Origin of the sequence: Nocardia sp. NPDC051321 (assembly GCF_044455225.1) — a bacterium.
Classification (GTDB): Bacteria; Actinomycetota; Actinomycetes; order Mycobacteriales; family Mycobacteriaceae; genus Nocardia.
The window spans coordinates 1-17,999 of sequence record NZ_JBITEM010000015.1 but is presented as its reverse complement, the minus strand read 5'-3'; the positions used below and the strand labels follow the sequence as shown (position 1 = coordinate 17,999).

Annotated in this window: 20 protein-coding genes and 1 tRNA gene; 13 read left to right on the top strand and 8 right to left on the bottom strand. The window is 66.9% G+C overall.

Annotated features, from left to right (window positions below; genetic code table 11):
• Nucleotides 1-59: 59 nt before the first annotated feature.
• Nucleotides 60-392 (bottom strand): Lsr2 family protein, encoded by a 333-nt coding sequence (locus ACIA8C_RS32425; RefSeq protein WP_396989400.1) that lies wholly within the window; start codon nt 390-392, stop codon nt 60-62.
• 133 nt (nt 393-525) lie between these two features.
• Nucleotides 526-1,398 (bottom strand): LysR family transcriptional regulator ArgP, encoded by an 873-nt coding sequence (locus tag ACIA8C_RS32420; RefSeq protein WP_397141310.1) that lies wholly within the window; start codon nt 1,396-1,398, stop codon nt 526-528.
• Nucleotides 1,399-1,471: 73 nt separating this feature from the next.
• Here ACIA8C_RS32420 and ACIA8C_RS32415 point away from each other — a divergent pair, with 73 nt between their 5' ends.
• Both ACIA8C_RS32415 and ACIA8C_RS32410 read left to right on the top strand, forming a co-directional pair.
• Nucleotides 1,472-2,104 (top strand): LysE/ArgO family amino acid transporter, encoded by a 633-nt coding sequence (locus ACIA8C_RS32415; protein WP_397141308.1) that lies wholly within the window; start codon nt 1,472-1,474, stop codon nt 2,102-2,104.
• 249 nt (nt 2,105-2,353) lie between these two features.
• The gene (locus tag ACIA8C_RS32410; RefSeq protein WP_397141306.1) at nt 2,354-2,605 is read left to right on the top strand and encodes a CsbD family protein; all 252 of its coding nucleotides are present in this window, start codon (nt 2,354-2,356) and stop codon (nt 2,603-2,605) included.
• Between the two features lie 206 nt (nt 2,606-2,811).
• Here the strand turns inward: ACIA8C_RS32410 and ACIA8C_RS32405 are convergent, their stop codons facing one another.
• Complete coding sequence (locus ACIA8C_RS32405) at nt 2,812-3,840, bottom strand: FAD-dependent oxidoreductase (protein WP_397141304.1); 1,029 nt, start codon at nt 3,838-3,840, stop codon at nt 2,812-2,814.
• Nucleotides 3,841-3,914: 74 nt separating this feature from the next.
• Nucleotides 3,915-5,129, bottom strand: coding sequence for a lipase family protein (locus tag ACIA8C_RS32400; protein ID WP_397141302.1), 1,215 nt, complete (start codon nt 5,127-5,129; stop codon nt 3,915-3,917).
• A 235-nt stretch (nt 5,130-5,364) separates the two neighbouring features.
• Between ACIA8C_RS32400 and ACIA8C_RS32395 the strand changes: the two genes are divergently transcribed.
• Nucleotides 5,365-6,378, top strand: a complete 1,014-nt coding sequence (locus ACIA8C_RS32395) for a YdcF family protein (protein ID WP_397141699.1) — start codon at nt 5,365-5,367, stop codon at nt 6,376-6,378.
• Between the two features lie 27 nt (nt 6,379-6,405).
• On the opposite strand, the gene ACIA8C_RS32390 is transcribed toward ACIA8C_RS32395, so the two are convergent.
• A complete protein-coding gene (locus tag ACIA8C_RS32390) occupies nt 6,406-7,152 on the bottom strand; it encodes a glucose 1-dehydrogenase (protein WP_397141300.1) in 747 nt (248 codons plus the stop codon).
• Between the two features lie 205 nt (nt 7,153-7,357).
• Here ACIA8C_RS32390 and ACIA8C_RS32385 point away from each other — a divergent pair, with 205 nt between their 5' ends.
• Together ACIA8C_RS32385 and ACIA8C_RS32380 are read left to right on the top strand one after the other, a co-directional pair.
• Nucleotides 7,358-7,816 (top strand): MaoC family dehydratase, encoded by a 459-nt coding sequence (locus ACIA8C_RS32385; RefSeq protein WP_397141298.1) that lies wholly within the window; start codon nt 7,358-7,360, stop codon nt 7,814-7,816.
• 96 nt (nt 7,817-7,912) lie between these two features.
• Nucleotides 7,913-8,806 carry an alpha/beta fold hydrolase gene (locus tag ACIA8C_RS32380; protein WP_397141296.1) on the top strand — a complete coding sequence of 298 codons (894 nt, stop codon included), beginning with the start codon at nt 7,913-7,915 and terminating at the stop codon, nt 8,804-8,806.
• 54 nt (nt 8,807-8,860) lie between these two features.
• Here ACIA8C_RS32380 and ACIA8C_RS32375 read toward each other — a convergent pair whose 3' ends face one another.
• Nucleotides 8,861-10,252, bottom strand: a complete 1,392-nt coding sequence (locus ACIA8C_RS32375) for a wax ester/triacylglycerol synthase family O-acyltransferase (protein WP_397141294.1) — start codon at nt 10,250-10,252, stop codon at nt 8,861-8,863.
• Nucleotides 10,253-10,498: 246 nt separating this feature from the next.
• Here ACIA8C_RS32375 and ACIA8C_RS32370 point away from each other — a divergent pair, with 246 nt between their 5' ends.
• The 3 genes from ACIA8C_RS32370 to ACIA8C_RS32360 are packed head-to-tail and all read left to right on the top strand — an operon-like array spanning nt 10,499 to nt 14,314.
• Nucleotides 10,499-11,401: a metal-dependent hydrolase gene (locus ACIA8C_RS32370; protein WP_397141292.1), complete on the top strand. Its 903-nt coding sequence runs from the start codon at nt 10,499-10,501 to the stop codon at nt 11,399-11,401.
• The gene (locus ACIA8C_RS32365) at nt 11,398-12,504 is read left to right on the top strand and encodes a PDR/VanB family oxidoreductase (RefSeq protein WP_397141290.1); all 1,107 of its coding nucleotides are present in this window, start codon (nt 11,398-11,400) and stop codon (nt 12,502-12,504) included. Before ACIA8C_RS32370 ends, ACIA8C_RS32365 begins: the two co-directional genes overlap by 4 nt.
• Before the next feature lie 31 nt (nt 12,505-12,535).
• On the top strand, nt 12,536-14,314 hold the full coding sequence (locus tag ACIA8C_RS32360) for an SDR family oxidoreductase (RefSeq protein WP_397141288.1): 1,779 nt from the start codon (nt 12,536-12,538) through the stop codon (nt 14,312-14,314).
• Here the strand turns inward: ACIA8C_RS32360 and ACIA8C_RS32355 are convergent.
• Nucleotides 14,311-14,823 (bottom strand): hypothetical protein, encoded by a 513-nt coding sequence (locus ACIA8C_RS32355; protein WP_397141286.1) that lies wholly within the window; start codon nt 14,821-14,823, stop codon nt 14,311-14,313. The two genes, ACIA8C_RS32360 and ACIA8C_RS32355, sit on opposite strands and share 4 nt — an antisense overlap.
• Before the next feature lie 528 nt (nt 14,824-15,351).
• Here ACIA8C_RS32355 and ACIA8C_RS32350 point away from each other — a divergent pair.
• Both ACIA8C_RS32350 and ACIA8C_RS32345 read left to right on the top strand, forming a co-directional pair.
• Complete coding sequence (locus ACIA8C_RS32350) at nt 15,352-16,359, top strand: zinc-binding dehydrogenase (RefSeq protein WP_397141284.1); 1,008 nt, start codon at nt 15,352-15,354, stop codon at nt 16,357-16,359.
• Between the two features lie 55 nt (nt 16,360-16,414).
• A complete protein-coding gene (locus tag ACIA8C_RS32345; RefSeq protein ID WP_397141282.1) occupies nt 16,415-16,588 on the top strand; it encodes a hypothetical protein in 174 nt (57 codons plus the stop codon).
• 6 nt (nt 16,589-16,594) lie between these two features.
• On the opposite strand, the gene ACIA8C_RS32340 is transcribed toward ACIA8C_RS32345, so the two are convergent.
• Nucleotides 16,595-17,026, bottom strand: a complete 432-nt coding sequence (locus ACIA8C_RS32340) for a nitroreductase family deazaflavin-dependent oxidoreductase (protein WP_397141280.1) — start codon at nt 17,024-17,026, stop codon at nt 16,595-16,597.
• Nucleotides 17,027-17,280: 254 nt separating this feature from the next.
• On the opposite strand from ACIA8C_RS32340, the gene ACIA8C_RS32335 reads away from it, so the two are divergent.
• The 3 genes from ACIA8C_RS32335 to ACIA8C_RS32325 all read left to right on the top strand — a co-directional run.
• Nucleotides 17,281-17,354, top strand: a tRNA-Ile gene (locus tag ACIA8C_RS32335).
• Between the two features lie 47 nt (nt 17,355-17,401).
• Entirely contained in the window at nt 17,402-17,623 is a 222-nt protein-coding gene (locus ACIA8C_RS32330; protein WP_397141697.1) for a transposase, read from the top strand.
• 94 nt (nt 17,624-17,717) lie between these two features.
• Nucleotides 17,718-17,999, top strand: a 282-nt coding sequence (locus tag ACIA8C_RS32325; protein ID WP_397141278.1) for a transposase family protein, incomplete at its 3' end; no start/stop codon positions are given.

Here is a 17,999-nt window from a genome sequence, read left to right as displayed (position 1 = left end):
CGCGGTGCCCGGCGGGCACCGGCGATCTGCCGGGCCGAGGCACGAATCCCGTGGTAGCGCTAGTTCGCGTTGTTATATGCGGCGACAATGTCGGCGGGGATCCGGCCGCGGGTCGATACGTTGTGCCCGTTCTTCCTGGCCCATTCGCGGATCGCGGCTGTTTGCTCGCGATCGGTCGCGGAAGTCGCTTTGCCGGTGCCTTTACGCTTCGCCCGGCCCGTCTTGCGCGCCTTTTCCGCCCACGGCTCGAGCGTCACCCGCAGCTTGCCCGCGTTCTTGGTGGACAGATCGATCTCGTAGGCCACGCCATCGATCGAAAATTGAACTGTTTCATTCGCTTTCGACTTGCCATCGTAGTCGTCGACCAGGGTGACGGTGACTTTCTTGGCCATGGGATGCGTCCTTCACGTAGTCACGAGTAATTGCTCGAAATACTAATACCGTATCTTATCGAACTCGGCGAGGAGAAAAGTACTGTGGCGCAGAAGTGCAAGACCAAGTGATCGTGCATCCGATACGCTGTACTCAGCGCAGCGATTCTGCCGCTGTCGCGGCTATCGCGGAGGCAACCGCGCTCAATGCCGGTGAGTCGAGTCGCCATTGCTGCCAGAACAGCGGGACATCGATGAATGCCTCGCCGTCGACGGCAACCAGCTCGGTGCTTCGGAAATTGCGGGTTTGCAGGTCCGGCAACATGCCCCAGCCCAATCCCAGCCGAACCGCCGCGAGGAATCCGGCCGAAGAAGGGACATAATGCCGCGGCGGATCCAGCGGTTGCCGACTGCGGCGGCGCAGGTGGCGGTCTTGCAGATCGTCTTTGCGGTCGAAAAGCACCACCGGTGCCGCGGCGTAAGACTTGGCGGTGGCGCCGTCGCCGAACCAGGTGCGCGCGAATCGCGGTTCGGCCATCGGCCGATAGCGCATCGCGCCGAGCCGTTCGACTTTGCAGCCCTGCACCGGTGTGGAAGTGGCGGTGATCGCCGCCATCACCGTGCCGTCGCGCAGCAGCCGGGTGGTGTGTTCCTCGTCCTCGCGGTGGATTTCGAAACAGACGCCAGGCGGCGCTTCGGCCAGCGCGGGCAGCACCCAGGTCTCTAGTGAATCGGCGTTGACCGCGATGGGCAGCCGGGTCGGCCGATGCGCCTCGCCGAGTTCGGTGGCGGTGTCCGCGGCGAGCAGCTCGATCTGCCTGGCCAGCCGCAGCACCGCGAGCCCGGATTCGGTGGCGCACACCGGTTTTGTGCGCTGCACCAGGACTCGACCGGCTGCGTCCTCCAGCGCTTTGATGCGCTGGCTCACCGCGGACGGCGTGATCCGCAGACTTTTCGCCGCGGCGTCGAAGGTGCCCTCGGTGATCGCCGCGTTCAACGCGCGGAGCTGATCCAGCTGCAGGTCCATGTTAAGGAATCGTAATGGTAGTGCAGAAACTTTAGTTTGCCTGGCGATAATGCCGGACCTAGCGTCGAGGAACATGGAAGTCTCCTCGGCCGTGCTGGCGGCCCTCTCCGGTCTCGGTTTCGGGCTCTCGCTGATTGTGGCCATCGGCGCGCAGAACGCCTTCGTGCTGCGCCAGGGGGTGCGCGGACAGCACATCTTCGCGGTGGTCGCGGTGTGCGCGCTGTCGGACATCGTGCTGATCGCCGCGGGCGTCGGTGGGTTCGGCGTTGTCGTCCAATCGGTGCCCGCGGTGGTTACGGTGGTGCGGTACGCGGGTGCCGCGTTTCTGCTCGGTTATGCCGTGCTCGCGGCTCGCCGGGCGTTCGCGTCAACGGCGCTGATCGTCGGTTCCGCGGGCAGCACGGTCGCGCTCGGGGCCACGGTGGCCACCAGTCTGGCCTTGACCTGGCTGAACCCGCACGTCTACCTGGACACCCTGGTCCTGCTCGGCTCTCTGGCCAGCACCTACGCGACTCCCGATCGCTGGTTTCTCGGCGCGGGCGCGATGCTCGGCAGCGTCATCTGGTTCACCGCGCTCGGGTACGGTGCCCGACGGCTCGGCCCGCTGTTCGCGCGTCCGGTCGCGTGGCGGGTGCTGGATTCCGCTATCGCGGTGGTGATGACGTTGCTCGGCCTGGCCTTGTTGCTCGCGGGCCCCTCGCTGTGACATCGAAACCCGTTGGTTCGCAACGCCACGGTCCGGCTCCAGACCGGTAGACAAGCGACATATGGGCTCCGGCAGCGAGAAACTCGAATGTTGCCGCCGAGGAGTATCGAGTGTTGTTCGGCGAGAACGGTGTTGGCTGCGCTGACGGCGTGATGCGAGACACAGCCCGTATCGCGTCCCGTGCTGATTGGTGCCGAGGGGCCCGGGTATGCGGCGAATGACCGCCAACACCGAGCTGGAGGAGTTGCCATGACCAAGGACAACAGCGGACCGCGCGAGGCCGTCGAGGGCGTCGTCGAGGACGTCAAGGGCAAGGCCAAGGAAGCCGTGGGCATTGTCACCGGGAACGAAGGCCTGAAGAGCGAGGGGCAAGCCCAGCAGAACAAGGCCGAATCCGAGCGTACGGCAGCGAAGAAGGAAGCCGAGGCCGAGAAGGCGCGCGCTGAGGCCAACCTGGATGAGGCCCGCCAAAGTGCTTATGAGAGCGGCAAGGAATCCTGAGTCGCCAGAGGTTGCGGCGGGGGGGGGGGGGGGGGGGGGGGCCCCCCCCCCCCCGGCGGGGGGGGGGGGGGGGCGCGGGGGGGGGGGGGGGCGCGGCGCCACACCTGGAGGCGGCCCGCCAAAGTGCTTATGAGCGCGGCAAGCAATCCTGCGGCGCCAGTGGTGGGGGGGGGGCGGGGACGAATATTCGTCCCCGCCCCGCCGTTTTACGTTGCGCTGCGGAACATTTGGGCCGCCTTCGCGCGCTCGGCGAGGATCTGGCGTCGTCGCTCGGCCATCGCGGCGGCCGGTGCGCCGCCGGAGGTGATGGCCGCGGCAAGTGCCGCGGCGTCCTCGATGGCGTCGCGGGCGCCGACTCCCGCGGCCGGTGTGATGGCGTGATCGGCGTCGCCGCACAGGATCACCGGCGCCTGCGGTGGCCGTGCGCCGGCGAGCGGCACCGTGCGCGCATTGGAGACGTGCACCGTGCTGGTGGCGCCAAGCATGGTCTCGACGAGTTCGCCGATTGCGCTGGCACCCGCCAGAATTGGCGACGCCCACCCGCCGAGCGGCTGAGAGCCGGTGTCCTGCATAGCGAGTGGTTCGCGGGTCAGACGGGTGAACCACACCGAGATCGTGTCGTTCCAGAAGTGCCCGAAGGTGCTGACGGGCCGGCCGTCGTCGTCGAGCCTGCGGTGGAAGTGCAGGACGGACGGATCGGTAGTCGGCTGGATCGGCCGATCGGTGATGCCGTAAATGATGATCTGGCCGGAGTATTCGGCGATGCGCTCGGGTTCGAGGTGACGCCGGGCGGGGGAATCGATGCCGTCGGCGGCGATGATCACGTCGTCGGCAGGGACGGGACTGTCGCCGCTGAAGAGCGTCCCCTCGGCGCTGTTCAGCTCGGTGATCGGGGTGCCATAGTTGAGGACGGCCGTGGTATTGGCGGCGAATTCGGTCAATGCCCGCATGAGGTCGGCGCGCAGGTACAGCCTGCGTTCGGTGCGGGCGTCGCTGCGAAGCACACCGGAGCGGTCGGCCGCGCGCAGTTCGGTCAGTGCGTGCGATGCCGCGTGCAGCCGATCGAGGCCGACTCCGAGCCGCGTCAACGCGGCGTGTGCCCGATCGTCCAGTGCCAGAAAGTGTCCCGCGCCGATGGCCGGCTGACTCTCGTAGACCGTGACCGGCCGATTGGCCCGCGCGAGCGCACCAGCAAGCAACGTACCCGCGATTCCACCGCCGATGATCGTGACCATGAACCCACCTTAGGTGCCACACCCTCGGGACGCGGTGGCGTCTCGCGGCCCGAGGATGGGCGCCTTCGTGGCGATCAGCAGTCGGTCGGCGCAGGCACGCCGCGGAACCGGTCGTCGATCCAGGCCATCGCGGCAGGCGAGCCGAGCACCGCGGTGGTCAGGTGGTCCGGGCTCGGGTACAGCTCCGACTGCACGCGCACGCCCGCCGTGCAGTACCGGCGCACCGTGTTGTCGATCGAGGCCACCGGGATCAGCGCGTCCTCCTGCGAACGCCATTGGTAGATCGGCATTTTCGGCACACCGTCGTAGAGCTCCAGGCTGTTCTCCTCGAGCACCGAGCGCGCGCTCGGGTCGTCGGCCAGCGAGGTGGAGCTGGCCACGTCCAGCACGTTGTGCCCGGCACCGGCCGCCAGGATCTCGTTGGTGCAGCCGTTGGCGATCTGATCGCGGGTCGTTCGGCCGAAGGCGTTCAGGCTGTCGCTGATCGGCAGTCGCGTCGGGTATTCGCGCTCGAGTCCGATGGCCGCCGCCAGCGCGAGCCCGAACGCCGGGTGCCTGGTGTAGCCGAGCCCCTCGGTCATCTTCACCAGGTTCATCGGGACGCCGCCCTCGGCCGCGCCGACGATGGCGAGATCCGGCGCGTAGGTGGGCGCAAGTGCCGCCGCCCAGCCCGTGGCCATGCCGCCGCCGGAATAGCCGAACATCGCGACCGGGCTGTTCGCGACACCGAGCTCCGCGACCTGGCGGGCCGCGCGAATGCCGTCCAGGGTGATCATGCCACCGAGCTTGGCCGCCCCGTAAGCGCTGGTCGGTCCCAGATGATCGGGCAGCGCCACCGACCAGCCACGCAGCAGCACCGTATTGAGCGCGGGCGCCTCGCGCACCGCGAGATTCGGGTCGCCGGTGTACAAAACCCGCGAGACGGCGCACTGGGTGCCCAGGCCGTTGATGATGTGCTGATAGGACAGCAACGGACCGCCGGGGGCATGGTCGGGCGGGGTCAGCACGGTGGTGGTGGCCGCGATCGGATTGCCCGCCGAATTGGTGGACCGAAACTTGATCATCGTGACCGTGGTTCCGGGGAATCCGAGCAGCGCGGGCATCGGCCGAACGGCGAGCACGTCACCGGGCTTGGTCCGATCGAGGTCGGGCGGCGCCGCGTAGAAGGGGTCGGGGTCCGGCCTGGGATAGATCGGTTGCGCCGCAGCGGAACCCGGCACGACGGCCACGTGGGCGACCGAAATCAGCAGGGCGACAACGGCGAGCGCGGGGCGGATGTGTCGAAACATAGCGATGAGCGACTCCCATTCATCACGACATTCACGGGGATTGTTGAGCATGTGGAAAGTCGATAATCCGAAAAGTGGCCGTGAATAATCGCCCGGCCGGTGTTCGGACGAGCGACACGATATGGGAAAAAGGGAAAGGCAAGAGGGAGCCGCGCCGTGCGAGCCCGCCGATCCGCACCGCGGTGGCGTGGCATCGCCGCATGGTTGCCGCCGCGCCGGTTACGGTGGTTCGGTGATGCTGCTCGTTGTCGGCCTTGTTCTGCTCTGTGTGTTCCTGCTGAGGTTCCGCACGGACCGGCGGCGGTTGAGCAACGGTGTGTTTCTGCTGCTCGGATTGGCTTTCACCGGCGTATGGGTGCTCGGCTCCGGCGCCAAGGGTGATCTTCCGGTGGTGCTGGCCGGCCTGCTCGTGCTGCTTTCGCCGCTGCTCGTGCTGGTGCTGGCCGGGTTGCTGATGGTCAACGGGGTGCAATTGATTCGCCGGGAAGGGCTGCGCATCGCGAACCTGCTTCCGCTCGTTATCGGGGTCGCGCTGCTGGTGCCCTATGTGTTGCTCGCGGTGGCTATTTTCACTGGCGATATCTGGGTCGTCGTACTTTTGGCGTCAGGGACCATGGCGGTGAGCTACGTCGGATTCCTGTTCGCGAGCTTCCTGTTGTATTCGTTGTTCTACGGGTCGCTGCCGTACCGGCCGGGCATGGACGCCATCGTCGTGCACGGCTCCGGCCTGGTCGGCGCGCGAGTGCCGCCGCTGCTGGCCAGCCGCCTGGACCGGGCCATCGAGGTGTACCGCGCCGAAATCGCCGCCGGGCGCAGGCCGCTGCTGATCACCAGCGGCGGTAAGGGTTCCGACGAGGCCGTGTCGGAGGCCTCGGCGATGGCGGGCTACCTCATCGATCAGGGGGTGCCCGCGGACAGCGTTGTGCTGGAGGACCGTTCGACGACTACTCGGGAGAACCTGCTCTACACCAAGCGATTACTGGGCGAGCGTGGCGAATCCACCCGAATGGTGCTGGTGACGAGCAACTTCCATATTCTGCGCACGGCGATCCTGGCCCGGCGCCTCGACCTGGACGCCGAGGTCACCGGTGCGCGGACCGCCTTCTACTACCTGCCCTCGGCGATCCTGCGCGAGTTCGCCGCGGTCGTCGTGGCTTACAAGTGGATCAACGTGATCGCCTGTCTCGCGTTGACGGCGCTGCCGGTACTCGCGCTGCTCCTGACTCGCGACCTGCCGCACCACTACTGAGGTCGGCGCGGTTCGGCCGCGTGCGGCTCAGGAATCGAAGGTCTTGTGTGGAATGCCGACGGTGAGACCGCCGTCGATGACGAACTCAGCACCGGTCGAATACGAGGATTCGTCGCTGGCCAGGAAGGTGATCAGCGCGGCGACCTCGGACGAATCGGCGGCCCGGCCCATCGGGATCTGCAGGAACTCGGCGGGAATGCCCTCGGTCATCGGGGTGCTGATCAGGCCGGGGTGTACCGAGTTGACTCGAATCTTGTACTGCGCCAACTCGAGTGCCGTCGACTTGGTCAGGCCGCGGACGGCGAATTTGCTCGCGACGTAGCCGTGCAGGCCGGGGCTGCCGCGCAGGCCTTCGACGGAGGAGATGTTGATGATCGAGCCGCCGCCTGCCTCGGTCATCGCCGGGGTGGCCGCCTGCATGCCGAGAAACGTGCCGGTGAGGTTGATGTCGATGATCCGCTGCCATTCGGCCAGTTCGAAGTCGACGAGCAGATTGCCGTTGGCGATGCCCGCGTTGTTCACCAGCACATTGAGCGAACCGAATCGCTGCACCGCCTCGGCGACCGCGCCCTGCCATTGCGCGGGCTCGCGCACATCGAGGTGCACGTAGGCGGCGGCGTCGCCCAATTCCTTGGCGACCGCGGCGCCTTCCTCGTCGAGCACGTCACCGAGCACAACGCGGGCGTCCTCGGCCACCATGGCCTTGGCGTGCGCCGCGCCCATGCCGCGGGCCCCGCCGCTGATCAACGCCACCTTGCCGGTCAACCGCCCCATCGAGGCACCTCCGTCTTTCACTTGTTCACGCCAACGTACTGGAACACGTTACAGAAATGTGCCGGATCGGGCGTTGGCCTCGCGTCCGATCGTGCCACATCGGGGTCGGCGGCCGGGAATGTCGTTGTGGGCCAGCGGGCTTGCGGTGATCGGATATCCGCCGATGCTCTCGCCGCGGTGGGCCGCTCGATTTAGGCTTTCTCGCATGAGTGAGCCCACCACCTTCACCATGGCATCGCTGCGCGGCGCCGCGGGCACCGACCTGGGCGTGAGTGGCTGGATCGAGATCAGCCAAGCCCGCATCAGCGCTTTCGCCGAGGCCACCGAGGATCGGCAGTGGATCCACGTCGATCCGCAACGCGCGGCCGACGGACCGTACGGCACGACCATCGCGCACGGATACCTGACGTTGTCGCTGCTCCCGGCGATTATGCGGGAAATCTTCGAGATCGCCGACGCGGGCGCGCGAATCAATTACGGCCTCAACAAGGTTCGGTTTCCGTCGCCGGTTCCCGCTGGCTCCCGCATTCGCGGGCGGGCCACGATTGTCAGTGTCGACGAAGTACCAGGGGGCCTTCAGGTGGTGATCGCGACGATTATCGAGCGGGAAGGCTCCGATAAGCCCGCGTGCATCGCTGAAACGATTGTTCGTGCCCTGGCGTAAGCGTCCACGCGGCCTCGACTGTTCCGTCCCGCCGGGCTATGGCATCATCGTGTAGAACGGGTTCTAATTCTGTCCGCGATTCGCGGGAGGCGCACGATGAACTCACCATCCTCGGCGGCGCTACGCCGCTTCGCCCGGCGGGTACCGGATACCGCCGAGGTGCCGGGCGGGCGGCTCGTCGAGCTGCCGGGACGCGGGCGCACCTACGTGGTCGACATCGCCGGACCGGAAGGGGCACCGGCTCTGGTCCTGTTACACGGCACCGGATGCACCGCCTATCTGAACTGGTTTCCGGCGCTGGCATCGCTGGCCGAGCGGTACCGGGTGATCCTGTTCGACCAGCGCTGGCACGGTCGTGGGATTCGCTCGCAGCGCTTCCTCGTGGACGACTGTGCCGACGACGTCGTCGCCGTGCTCGACGCGCTCGGTGTGAAACAGGCTATGTGCGCGGGATACTCGCTCGGTGGGGTGGTGAGTCTGGCTGCCGCGCACCGGCATCCGGGTCGGGTGAACGGACTCGTGCTGTGCTCCACGCCGTATCGGTTCCAGGAGAAGTGGCGCGAGCGCGCCTTCCACCGGGCGTTCGGCACGTTCGCCGAGGCGGTCGCGCCGTATTCCTTCCGGCGCATCGAGGAATTCGCCGGACGGCTGCCGGAGATGCCGGAAATCGCCTGGGCGCCGGGGCGATTGGATCGGTGGGCGCTCACCGAGCTGCGAAGTACCAGCGGCTGGGCGATCACCCAGGTGATCGGCGAAGTCGGCCGATTCGATGCGACGGACTGGCTGTCCACCCTGAAAATGCCGACCGCCGTTGTCATCACGACGCAGGATCGGGCCATCCCGGTCTATCGGCAGTTGGAGATGGCGACCATGATCCCCGGGGCGAGCATTCATCTGATCAAGGGCGGGCACGCGGCCTGTGTGCTGGAGGCCGATCTCTTCGTGCCCGCGCTGCTCGAAGCCTGCGGGGCGGTCGCCGCGAGACTGTGAGGCACGGCCTCGGCTCCTGTTCGGCGGCGATGGCGAACAGGGCCACTCGGTGGATCAACCCAATTCGCGGGCGGCGGCGAGCAATTCGGCGACTACGCCCGGGACCGCGTCGGCCAGCTCGGCAACGTCGGGCACCAATTCCTTGCACGCGATGAAGCCGAAGTCCAGGTCGTCATTGTTCGATATCACGGTCACCGTCAGTCCCGCGCCGTGAAACACCGGGCCGAACGGATACATCCCGTCCACCCGCACGCCGAGGAAGTACAGCGGCATCGGCGGACCGGGCACATTCGACACCACCAGGTTGTGCACCACCGGATGCCGTTCGGCAAGCTTCAGCGACGAGTAGACCCGTGCCGCGAGCTGAAAGGTGTTCGGCGGGGCGTACTTCGACCAATCCTGGAGGAAGTCGGCGCCGATGAGGTCGTGCTCCGCTTTGGCGCCCCGGTTGTCCTCGGCCACCTGCCGCAGGCGCTGCACGGGGTCCGCGACATCGGTGCCGAGCCGGGCGAACAGCGTGGACACCTTGTTGATACCCGCGGTGTGCCGCGACGATTCGTGCACGGAGACCGGCACCGAGGCGACCAGCGAACGGTCCGGCAGTTCGTCGTGCTTCTCCAGGTACGCGCGCAGCACCCCGGCGACGACCGTCAGCACCACGTCGTTGATCTTCACCCCGAACGCGGACTTGATCTCCTTGACGGCACCGAGTTCGGCCTCGGTGAACGCGACCGCGCGATGCGGGGTGATGGCCAGGTTGAACGGAGTGCGCGGCGCGGAGAACGGCAATGCCATGCCCGCCTTGTTGTTTCGCCGCCGGTTCGCGAAACCGGCGACCATGCCGAGGGTTTTCGGCACCATGCCGACGATGCCGGCCTTCGTCGGGACCTTGACCACCGCCTTGGCCAGCAATTGCCAGTCGTTCGGCGTCGGTTCCGGCCGCCATTGCTCGGCGGGCGGGGTCTTCGCCGCGTGCGGCTCCAGGTCGCACAGGTGCATCATCATGTTCGTGCCGGTGATGCCGTCCACCGCGGCGTGATGGTATTTGCAGATCACCGCGACCTTGCCGTCGTCGAGGCCCTCCACCACCGACATCTCCCACAGCGGCCGGTCCCGGTCCATCGGGCGGCTCGCGATGTCGCCGACCAGCTCGGCCAGCTCGCGGCGGCCCGCCGGGGCCGCGATGCCGATGCGCCGAATGTGATAGTCCAGGTCGAAGTTCTGATCCTCGACCCAGACCGGGTGATCGAGATTGAACGGCACCTCGTAGACGCGGCGGCGCATCTGGGGGATCAGGGGTAGCCGCCTGCCTAGTTCGGCCTTGAATTTCTCGAAGGAATAGTCCGCTGAGCTGGGGTCGAGGATCAGCAGCGCACAGACGTGCAGGTGCTGGGTCCCGGTTTCCAGGTAGAGAAAGCTGGCATCCAATCCGGTTAGTCGTTCCATAGCGAAAGACTACTAGAACGCGTTCTAGTTTATGGACGAATGGAAGCGAAGTGGATCACAGTGATGGGCCCTATTGTCAAGCGGGCTAACGATATTGGCTGGCGCGCCTGCAGATGCGCGTTTGGGTGAAATGCCTGGTTGGGCCACTGTGGATCTTTATGTAACTCTGGGTTTCATGTATGTGTATGATGATTGCTACGGCCATGCAGGAAGGCGCGCGACGACGCAGTCGCGAGAGGAGTACCGATGAAGCTACTTCGTAGAGGTGAGCGGCGACCGGAGATCGATCCGGGCGAGGTCGCGCTGCACGCGCGCAACGTGCAGTTCCAGTGGGCCGATACGCCGCTGCACTGGATGCCGAACGAGCCGATCGCCTCGCACCTGATCAACTCGCTGAACCTGCTGCTGCCCGAGGGTGAGCGCATGTTCTGTGCCACCTACACCGAGGCGCTGCCGTTCGTGAAGGACGACAAGCTACGCGAGGCCATGCTCGGCTTCATCGGCCAGGAATCCATGCACGCCGAGACGCACGACAAGGTGCTCACCGAGGTGCTCGCCGCGCACGGTATCGATCCGGAACCCTATGTGCGACAGGCCGAGTACCTGTTCCGGAAGACGCTGGGGCCCAGGGAGAACGAGGGCATCGAGCAGCGTCAGACGCTGGTCGAGCGGTTGGCCGTGATCGCCTGCCTGGAGCACTTCTTCGCCTACCTCGGCGATTGGGTGCTGAACGCGGACCTGGAGAAATTCGACGCGGAGCCGCGCATCGCGGACCTGTTCCGGTGGCACGGCGCCGAGGAGGTCGAGCACCGGCATGTGGCGCACGATGTCGCGGTCTACTTCGGCGCAGGCTATGTGCGGCGTGCCGCGGTCATGACGTTCGTGTTCCCGATCTTCGTCACGCTGGTGGTGCGCGGCACGAAATTCATGGTGCATCAGGACCCCGCGCTGCCCGACCTCGGTTACCCGCGGCTGATCACGCGGGTATTCGGCGCGATGTGGCGCGGTGCGCTGCCCGGTGTGCCGTCGCTGCTGCGCAGCGCGTTGTCGACCGTCAAGCCCGGCTATAACCCCGGCTCGGTCGGGTCCACCGCGCAGGCGGTGGCCTATCTCGCGAAGTCGCCTGCCGCGCAAGCGATCGCCTCGTGAATCTGCGCCCCGTCCCCGAACAACTGCCCGCGGATCTGTTCGGCAAGCGTGAGCAGGATCGGGCGGTGCGGGTCCTCGACGCGGTCGCCTCGGCGCGGCTGAAGTGGACCACCATGATCAACCGGCGTGACCTCGCGCCGAAGGTGGACGACCATCGGCTGGCGCTGGTGGTGACCGAGCGACGGATCGAGGCGCACGATCAGGACGTGCTGAGCCTGCGACTGGAGGCGCCGGACCGGCGGGAACTGCCGCCGTGGCGCCCGGGCGCGCACCTCGATCTCGAGTTGCCGTCGGGGCGGCTGCGGCAGTACTCGCTGTGTGGCGATCCGGCGGACACCCGCGCCTATCGGGTTGCGGTGCGGCGCATTCCGGACGGGCTCGGCGGGTCGGTGGAGGTGCACGACGGGCTGCCGGTCGGCGCGCCACTCACCGTGCGCGGGCCGCGCAATGCCTTCCCGTTCGCCGTGCCTGGTCACGGATCGCCCGCTGCCCGTTTACATTTCATCGCGGGCGGCATCGGGATCACGCCGATCCTGCCGATGGCGCGGCTGGCCCGGCGGCTCGGCATCGACTGGTCGATGGTGTACACCGGCCGCAATCGCGACACCATTCCATTCCTCGACGAGATCGCCGGATTCGGCGACCGGGTCACCGTGCGCACCGACGACGAGCACGGCCTGCCCGACGCCACCGCACTGCTGCCCGGCGTCACCGCCGACACCGCGGTCTACTGCTGCGGCCCCGTGCCGATGACCATGGCGGTTGCCGCCGCAGTGCGCGAAATGCCCGGGGTGGAACTGCATTCCGAGCGGTTCTCGCCGCCGCCGATCGTGAACGGCGTGCCGTTCGAGATCCAATTCGCCGCGACCGGTGAGGTGGTGGAGGTGGCCGCGGATCGCTCTGTGCTCGACACCATCCTGGAGTCGCGCCCGGATCGTCCCTACTCGTGCCGCCAGGGCTTCTGCCGTACCTGCAAGGTTCGGGTGCTCTCCGGCGAGCCGGAGCATCGCGAAACCGTGCTCACCGCGGCCGAACACGAGGCGGGCGAGATGCTCGTCTGCGTATCCCGTTCGCCCGGTGGGCGACTGGTGCTCGATCTGTAACCACGACCTCTGGTCAGCAAGGGAGAAACCGATGACGACCATCGAACCACCGCAGCTGGTGGCCGCCGAGCGGACGGTGCGCAGCGGCGAATTCGAGCTCGCCGTCTACGAATACGGCGACCCGACCGCGGAAACCGTGGTGCTGGTGCACGGCTGGCCGGACACCAACCACCTTTGGGACGCGGTGGTGCCGTTGCTCGCGCGGCGATTCCACGTGGTCACCTACGACACCCGCGGGCACGGACGGTCGACCAGGACCCGGCGCACCGAGGACTTCCGGCTCGACGTGCTGGCCGGCGACTTCTTCGCCGTCATCGACGCGGTCAGCCCGGACCGGCCGGTGCACGTGCTCGCGCACGACTGGGGTTCGGTGCAGGTGTGGGAGGCGGTCTGCGAGCCGAGGGCGGCCGCGCAGGTCGCGTCGTTCACGTCGGTATCGGGGCCGAACCTCGACCACATCGCGAACTGGATGCGCGGCAGGCTGTCCCGGCCGACGCCGCGCAACGTCTGGCAGCCGTTCAGTCAGCTGCTGTCCTCGGCCTACACCTTCTTCTTCATGACACCGGGGCTGCCGAGGGCCGTCTTCGGGCTGCTCGGTACCGAACAGCGGTGGCAGCGAGTCGTCTCGATCATGAACGAGACACCGCCCTCGAATGTCACGCTCGGCCCGACGTTCCGGCAGGACATGGTCGACGGCCTGCTGATCTACCGGGCGAACATCGTGCAGCGCATGCTGTCGCCGCGGGAACGGCACACCGAGGTGCCGGTGCAGCTGATCGTCGCGGGGCGTGACGTCGCGGTCCGGCCCGCCGGATACGACGACGAACGCAAGTGGGTGCGGCGGCTGTGGCGCCGTGACGTGGCCGCCGGGCACTGGATGCCGTTCTCGCACCCCGAATTACTCGCGACCGCGACCACCGAACTGATCGACACGGTCAACGGCGGGACCGTGCCGCGCGGCCTGCGGCGTGCCGAAGTCGGCCGCAGCGCACGGTCTTTCGAGGATCAGCTGGTGGTGATCACCGGCGGCGGCAGCGGCATCGGTCGCGAGACCGCGCTGGCCCTCGCGCGGCGCGGCGCCGAAATCGTGCTGTCGGACATCAATCTCGACTCGGCCAAGGAGACCGCCGAGCTGATCGCCGCCGAACACGGTGTGGCGCACCCGTATCAGCTCGACGTGTCGGACGCGGACGCGGTAAACGCGCACGCCGAGATCGTGCTGGAAACCCATGGCGTGCCGGACATTCTGATCAACAACGCCGGAATCGGCCAGGCGGGCGGGTTCTTCGACACCTCGGCGGCCGAGTTCGACCGGGTCATGCGGATCAACCTGGGCGGAGTGCTGAACGGCTGCCGTGCCTTCGGATCCGCCATGGCCGAGCGCGGTTTGGGCGGGCACATCGTCAACCTGTCCAGCATGGCGGCCTACAGTCCGCAGCAGGGGTTCAGCGCGTACTCCACCAGCAAGTCGGCGGTGTTCATGTTCTCCGACTGCCTGCGTGCGGAACTGGCCGGTCGCGGGATCTCGGTGCACACCATCTGTCCCGGCATCGTGCATACCAATATCGTTGCGACCACGAAGTTCTCGGGTGTCAGCGCCGAGGAGGAGAAGCGCAAGCAGGAGCGTTACGACAACCTCTACCGCAAGCGCAGTTACGGGCCGGAGAAGGTGGCCGAGCAGATCGTGCGCGCCGTGGAAAAGGACCGCAGCATCGTTCCGGTGACGCCGGAGGCGCGGCTGCAGTACCACTTCAGCAGGCTCGCGCCCGCGGTCGGCCGGTTCGTCGCGGCGCGGGTAAAGCTGACCTAGTCGGCCAGGGTGCGCAGGTCGGCCTCGATGGCCGCGACGCGCTCGGCGTCGACGCCCCACGGGTGTTCGACGCCGACCCTGCGGTCCAGGTCCCACAGCACGCAGGACTCGCCGGGCTCGGCGACCAGCGCCCAGGCCACCACGGTGCGGCCGAGCTGCTCGCCCATCGATCCGTGCGAATCCTTCGGCGGCCCAGCACCTTCCGGGAAATGATGCAGAAAGCGCCCATAGGCGGTCGCGCAGAACTGGGCATACCGCTCGGTGCAGAGAATGAACCCGTGCCAGGCCTCGTCGACGGCGTGCGACGGCATACCGACGACCTGACCGTCCCGCATGGCCGCGCCGCAGCAGCGCAGCCACTGGCGCAGGCCGATTTCCACGAGTTCGCGTGGCTGCCACGGGGCGGTCTTGTAGACGGCCTCGGGCAGCTCCAGCGCGGCGACGGCGGCGTTGACCGCGGCGAGGTCGATGGCGCGCGGCCGGGATCTGCGGAAGCTGAAAGACGGCACAGTTCACTGTACGCAGCAGCGGTCGGCCGCTACGGTTCAGGAATGGGTGAGGTCCTGATCGCGCTGGTGATCATCGTGCTGGTCTTCGCGACGCCATTCGTCATCATCGGGTTGATCGCCAGGGCTTTCCGCCGCGGCAGGCGGGTGCCGCCCGACCGGGGTCGGCGACGGCCATCCGGCGGGGGATATGACAGTTCGGACCCGTATTGGGCGGCGGGGGCCGCCGGGTACGCCGGAACGGATGGTGGTTCGTCGAGTAGCTGTAGCGGGGGCTGGGATTCGGGGAGCGGGGGAGGTCATCACCATCACGGCGGTCATCACGACGGCGGCGGTAGCAGCTGCGGTGGTGGGAGCAGTAGCAGTTGCGGCGGTGGGAGCAGTTCCAGCTGTGGTGGTGGTAGTTCCTGACCGGTGTGCGGTCCTGATTTCGCGCTGAGCGGAATGGCTCGCAGTCGACTTGACCTCAACGTTGCTTTAGGTTCCATGCTGGTCCCTGTCAGCGAAACAGGGAAGCAATGGAGGATGGTCATGCGGGCTGTGCAGGCAGTGGAATTCGGTGGACCCGAAGTGCTTACGGTGCGCGAGGTGCCGGAGCCGGTCGCCGGGGCGGGCGAGGTCGTCGTGGACGTGGCCGCCGCCGATGTAATGTTCTTGGATACTCGGTTGCGCAGCGGCTGGGGTGGCGAGTTCTTCAAGTTGGCCACGCCGTACGTGCCGGGGGGTGCCGTCGCAGGTGTGGTCAGCGCTGTCGGTGCCGGTGTCGACCCGTCCTGGGTCGGCAGGCGCGTCACCACCTCGACCGCGGCCAGCAAGATCGGCGGTGGGCAGCCGATCGGTGGCTACGCCGAAAAGGCCTTGGCCAAGGCCGAATCGCTGACCGCCGTGCCCGATAGGTTGAGCCTGCCGCAGGCCGTTGCGCTCGCCCATGACGGCAAGATGGCGCTCGCGGTGCTCGATCGGGCCGCGATTCGACCCGGGGAATGGGTGCTGATCACCGCGGCCGGTGGCGGCCTTGGCACGTTGCTGATCCAGCTCGCCCATGCGGCCGGTGCGCACGTGATCGCCGCGGCGCGCGGCCGTACCAAGCTGGCACTCGCCGAGCGCCTCGGCGCCGACGCCGTCGTGGACTACTCCGAACCCGGCTGGTCGGCCGAGGCTCGTGCGGCGACCGGTGGTGCCGGTGCGAACATAGTGCTGGACGGCGCCGGTGGCGTGCTGGGTGAGGCAGCGCTCGACGCTGCCGCGGACAACAGCCGGTTCCTCGGATACGGTGCTTCCGCAGGCGAATTCGCCGCGCTGGACACCGCGGCGGCGTCGGCGCGCGGCATCACCGTCTACGCCCTGTTCGACATCACCGACGCGAGCACCGACTGGGCCGCGCTGACCGAGCGTTCCCTCGCCGAGGCGGCGGCCGGACGGCTGGAAGTGGTGGTCGGCCAGACCTTTCCGCTAGATGACGCCGAAAGTGCGCACGCTGCCATCGAATCCAGGTCCGCGGTCGGCCGCACCCTGCTGACCGTGGGTTCTGCCGTCTGAGACCTGTCAGTCGAGCATCTAGCGGGCACCCTGGCACGGCGCTAGGGTGCCCTGGATGGAGACTCTGATCGTTGTGGGCGTGGTCCTGGCGGTGCTCGCCGTCGTCATCGTTGTCGTGCAAATCGCCAGCAGACCGCCGTCCGACGGGAGACGTTGGGACAGAGACGATCCTGACGACTACGACGACCGCTGGGATGAGCGCGACGACGACTACGACGAGCGGGACTGACCCGGCTCAGCCGATCGGCGTCAGCACCACCACGGGGATGGGCCGTTTGGTCATCTTCTGGTAGGCGGCGTAGCGCCCCTTGTTGATTTTATCGACGATCGCGAACCGGCGAGCGTAGTCCGGATCCGCCGGATAAGTAGGCCGCGCGACCACCGGTATCGTGCGCCGCCCGATCTGAATCTCACACTCCGGCTTGGCTTTCACATTCGCCAGCCACCCCGGCGGCCGCGGCGACCCACCATTGGACGCCGTCACCAAATAATCCGCCCCATCCATCCCGTACGTCAGCGCCGACGTGCGCGCCTGCCCCGTCTTGCGCCCTACCGTCCGCAGCAGCAGTGTCGGATTCCCGAACAGCACCCGATGCCCCACCAACCCACCACTGTTCTCGTACACCCACTGATGCACCTTCAGCACCTTCGCGAACACACTCGACATGGTCGACCCTCCACAACGGTTGCCGGACGCCCAACCCTAACCGCGACCTCGGCTCCAACTGGTGCAAGCCCCACCCCAGCCGGTAGCATCCACCACGCCTGCGGTGCACCCGCAGAAGAGGGGCGGTAGCTCAGTCGGTCAGAGCCGTGGACTCATAAACAACAGAACACCGCAGGTCAGACACCACGCGTGGGTTCAACGTGGGATTTGCCGGTTCTGTATTCATCGCCGCTCTTTGGTATGGTCTCCACCGCGCCCCTGTAGCTCAATCGGTTAGAGCTCCGGACTCATAATCCGTCGGTTGCCGGTTCGAGCCCGGCCGGGGGCACTATCCCTCAGCTACGCCGCTGTGCGATCAGAACGCAGGCAGTGATCATGTTGTCGTTGTATGCCAAAAACCTTACGACAGGGGATATTTCAGCGCATTTCGCCGAGATCTATGGCGCGTCGGTGTCGAAGGAAACCGTCTCGCGGATCACCGACAAGGTGATCGAGGAGATGAACGACTGGACCAACAGGCCCCTCGATGCGGTCTACGCCGCGGTCTTCATCGATGCCATCGTGGTGAAGGTCCGGGCTCTGTCGCATTCTTCGTGAGGCCCAGTTCGGCGTGTCGCTGCTGGATCCTGGCTCGGGCTGGTAGTCCTGGCAGGCGTGTTCGGGTGAATGTGTTCGGAAGTTGTTGCCGCACTTGGGTGATCTGGTGATCGGTGAGGTTCGTACTGATGGTGATGCAGTAGTTATCGAGGCCGTTGTCGGCGCCACGTCGGCTCAGTGCCCTGGATGTGAAACCGTTTCTGCGCGTGTGCATTCGCGCTATCAGCGCCGGTTGGCCGATGCGGCGATCGCCGGTCGGGTGGTGATCCTGCGGTTGGTCATGCGTCGGTTCTTTTGCCCGAACTCCAATTGCGCGGCAAGGACTTTCGCTGAACAGGTCGACGGACTGACCATGAAGTGGTCGCGCCGAACTGAC

What these genes read in the sequence shown, in the direction of transcription:
- ACIA8C_RS32425 (WP_396989400.1), bottom strand. Translation starts at nt 392, where the DNA reads ATGGCCAAGAAAGTCACCGTCACCCTGGTCGACGACTACGATGGCAAG.
- ACIA8C_RS32415 (WP_397141308.1), top strand. Translation starts at nt 1,472, where the DNA reads ATGGAAGTCTCCTCGGCCGTGCTGGCGGCCCTCTCCGGTCTCGGTTTC.
- ACIA8C_RS32345 (WP_397141282.1), top strand. Translation starts at nt 16,415, where the DNA reads ATGGAGACTCTGATCGTTGTGGGCGTGGTCCTGGCGGTGCTCGCCGTC.
- ACIA8C_RS32405 (WP_397141304.1), bottom strand. Translation starts at nt 3,840, where the DNA reads ATGGTCACGATCATCGGCGGTGGAATCGCGGGTACGTTGCTTGCTGGT.
- ACIA8C_RS32360 (WP_397141288.1), top strand. Translation starts at nt 12,536, where the DNA reads ATGACGACCATCGAACCACCGCAGCTGGTGGCCGCCGAGCGGACGGTG.
- ACIA8C_RS32330 (WP_397141697.1), top strand. Translation starts at nt 17,402, where the DNA reads ATGTTGTCGTTGTATGCCAAAAACCTTACGACAGGGGATATTTCAGCG.
- ACIA8C_RS32350 (WP_397141284.1), top strand. Translation starts at nt 15,352, where the DNA reads ATGCGGGCTGTGCAGGCAGTGGAATTCGGTGGACCCGAAGTGCTTACG.
- ACIA8C_RS32385 (WP_397141298.1), top strand. Translation starts at nt 7,358, where the DNA reads ATGAGTGAGCCCACCACCTTCACCATGGCATCGCTGCGCGGCGCCGCG.
- ACIA8C_RS32390 (WP_397141300.1), bottom strand. Translation starts at nt 7,152, where the DNA reads ATGGGGCGGTTGACCGGCAAGGTGGCGTTGATCAGCGGCGGGGCCCGC.
- ACIA8C_RS32395 (WP_397141699.1), top strand. Translation starts at nt 5,365, where the DNA reads ATGCTGCTCGTTGTCGGCCTTGTTCTGCTCTGTGTGTTCCTGCTGAGG.
- ACIA8C_RS32400 (WP_397141302.1), bottom strand. Translation starts at nt 5,129, where the DNA reads ATGTTTCGACACATCCGCCCCGCGCTCGCCGTTGTCGCCCTGCTGATT.
- ACIA8C_RS32370 (WP_397141292.1), top strand. Translation starts at nt 10,499, where the DNA reads ATGAAGCTACTTCGTAGAGGTGAGCGGCGACCGGAGATCGATCCGGGC.
- ACIA8C_RS32420 (WP_397141310.1), bottom strand. Translation starts at nt 1,398, where the DNA reads ATGGACCTGCAGCTGGATCAGCTCCGCGCGTTGAACGCGGCGATCACC.
- ACIA8C_RS32380 (WP_397141296.1), top strand. Translation starts at nt 7,913, where the DNA reads ATGAACTCACCATCCTCGGCGGCGCTACGCCGCTTCGCCCGGCGGGTA.
- ACIA8C_RS32375 (WP_397141294.1), bottom strand. Translation starts at nt 10,252, where the DNA reads ATGGAACGACTAACCGGATTGGATGCCAGCTTTCTCTACCTGGAAACC.
- ACIA8C_RS32410 (WP_397141306.1), top strand. Translation starts at nt 2,354, where the DNA reads ATGACCAAGGACAACAGCGGACCGCGCGAGGCCGTCGAGGGCGTCGTC.
- ACIA8C_RS32340 (WP_397141280.1), bottom strand. Translation starts at nt 17,026, where the DNA reads ATGTCGAGTGTGTTCGCGAAGGTGCTGAAGGTGCATCAGTGGGTGTAC.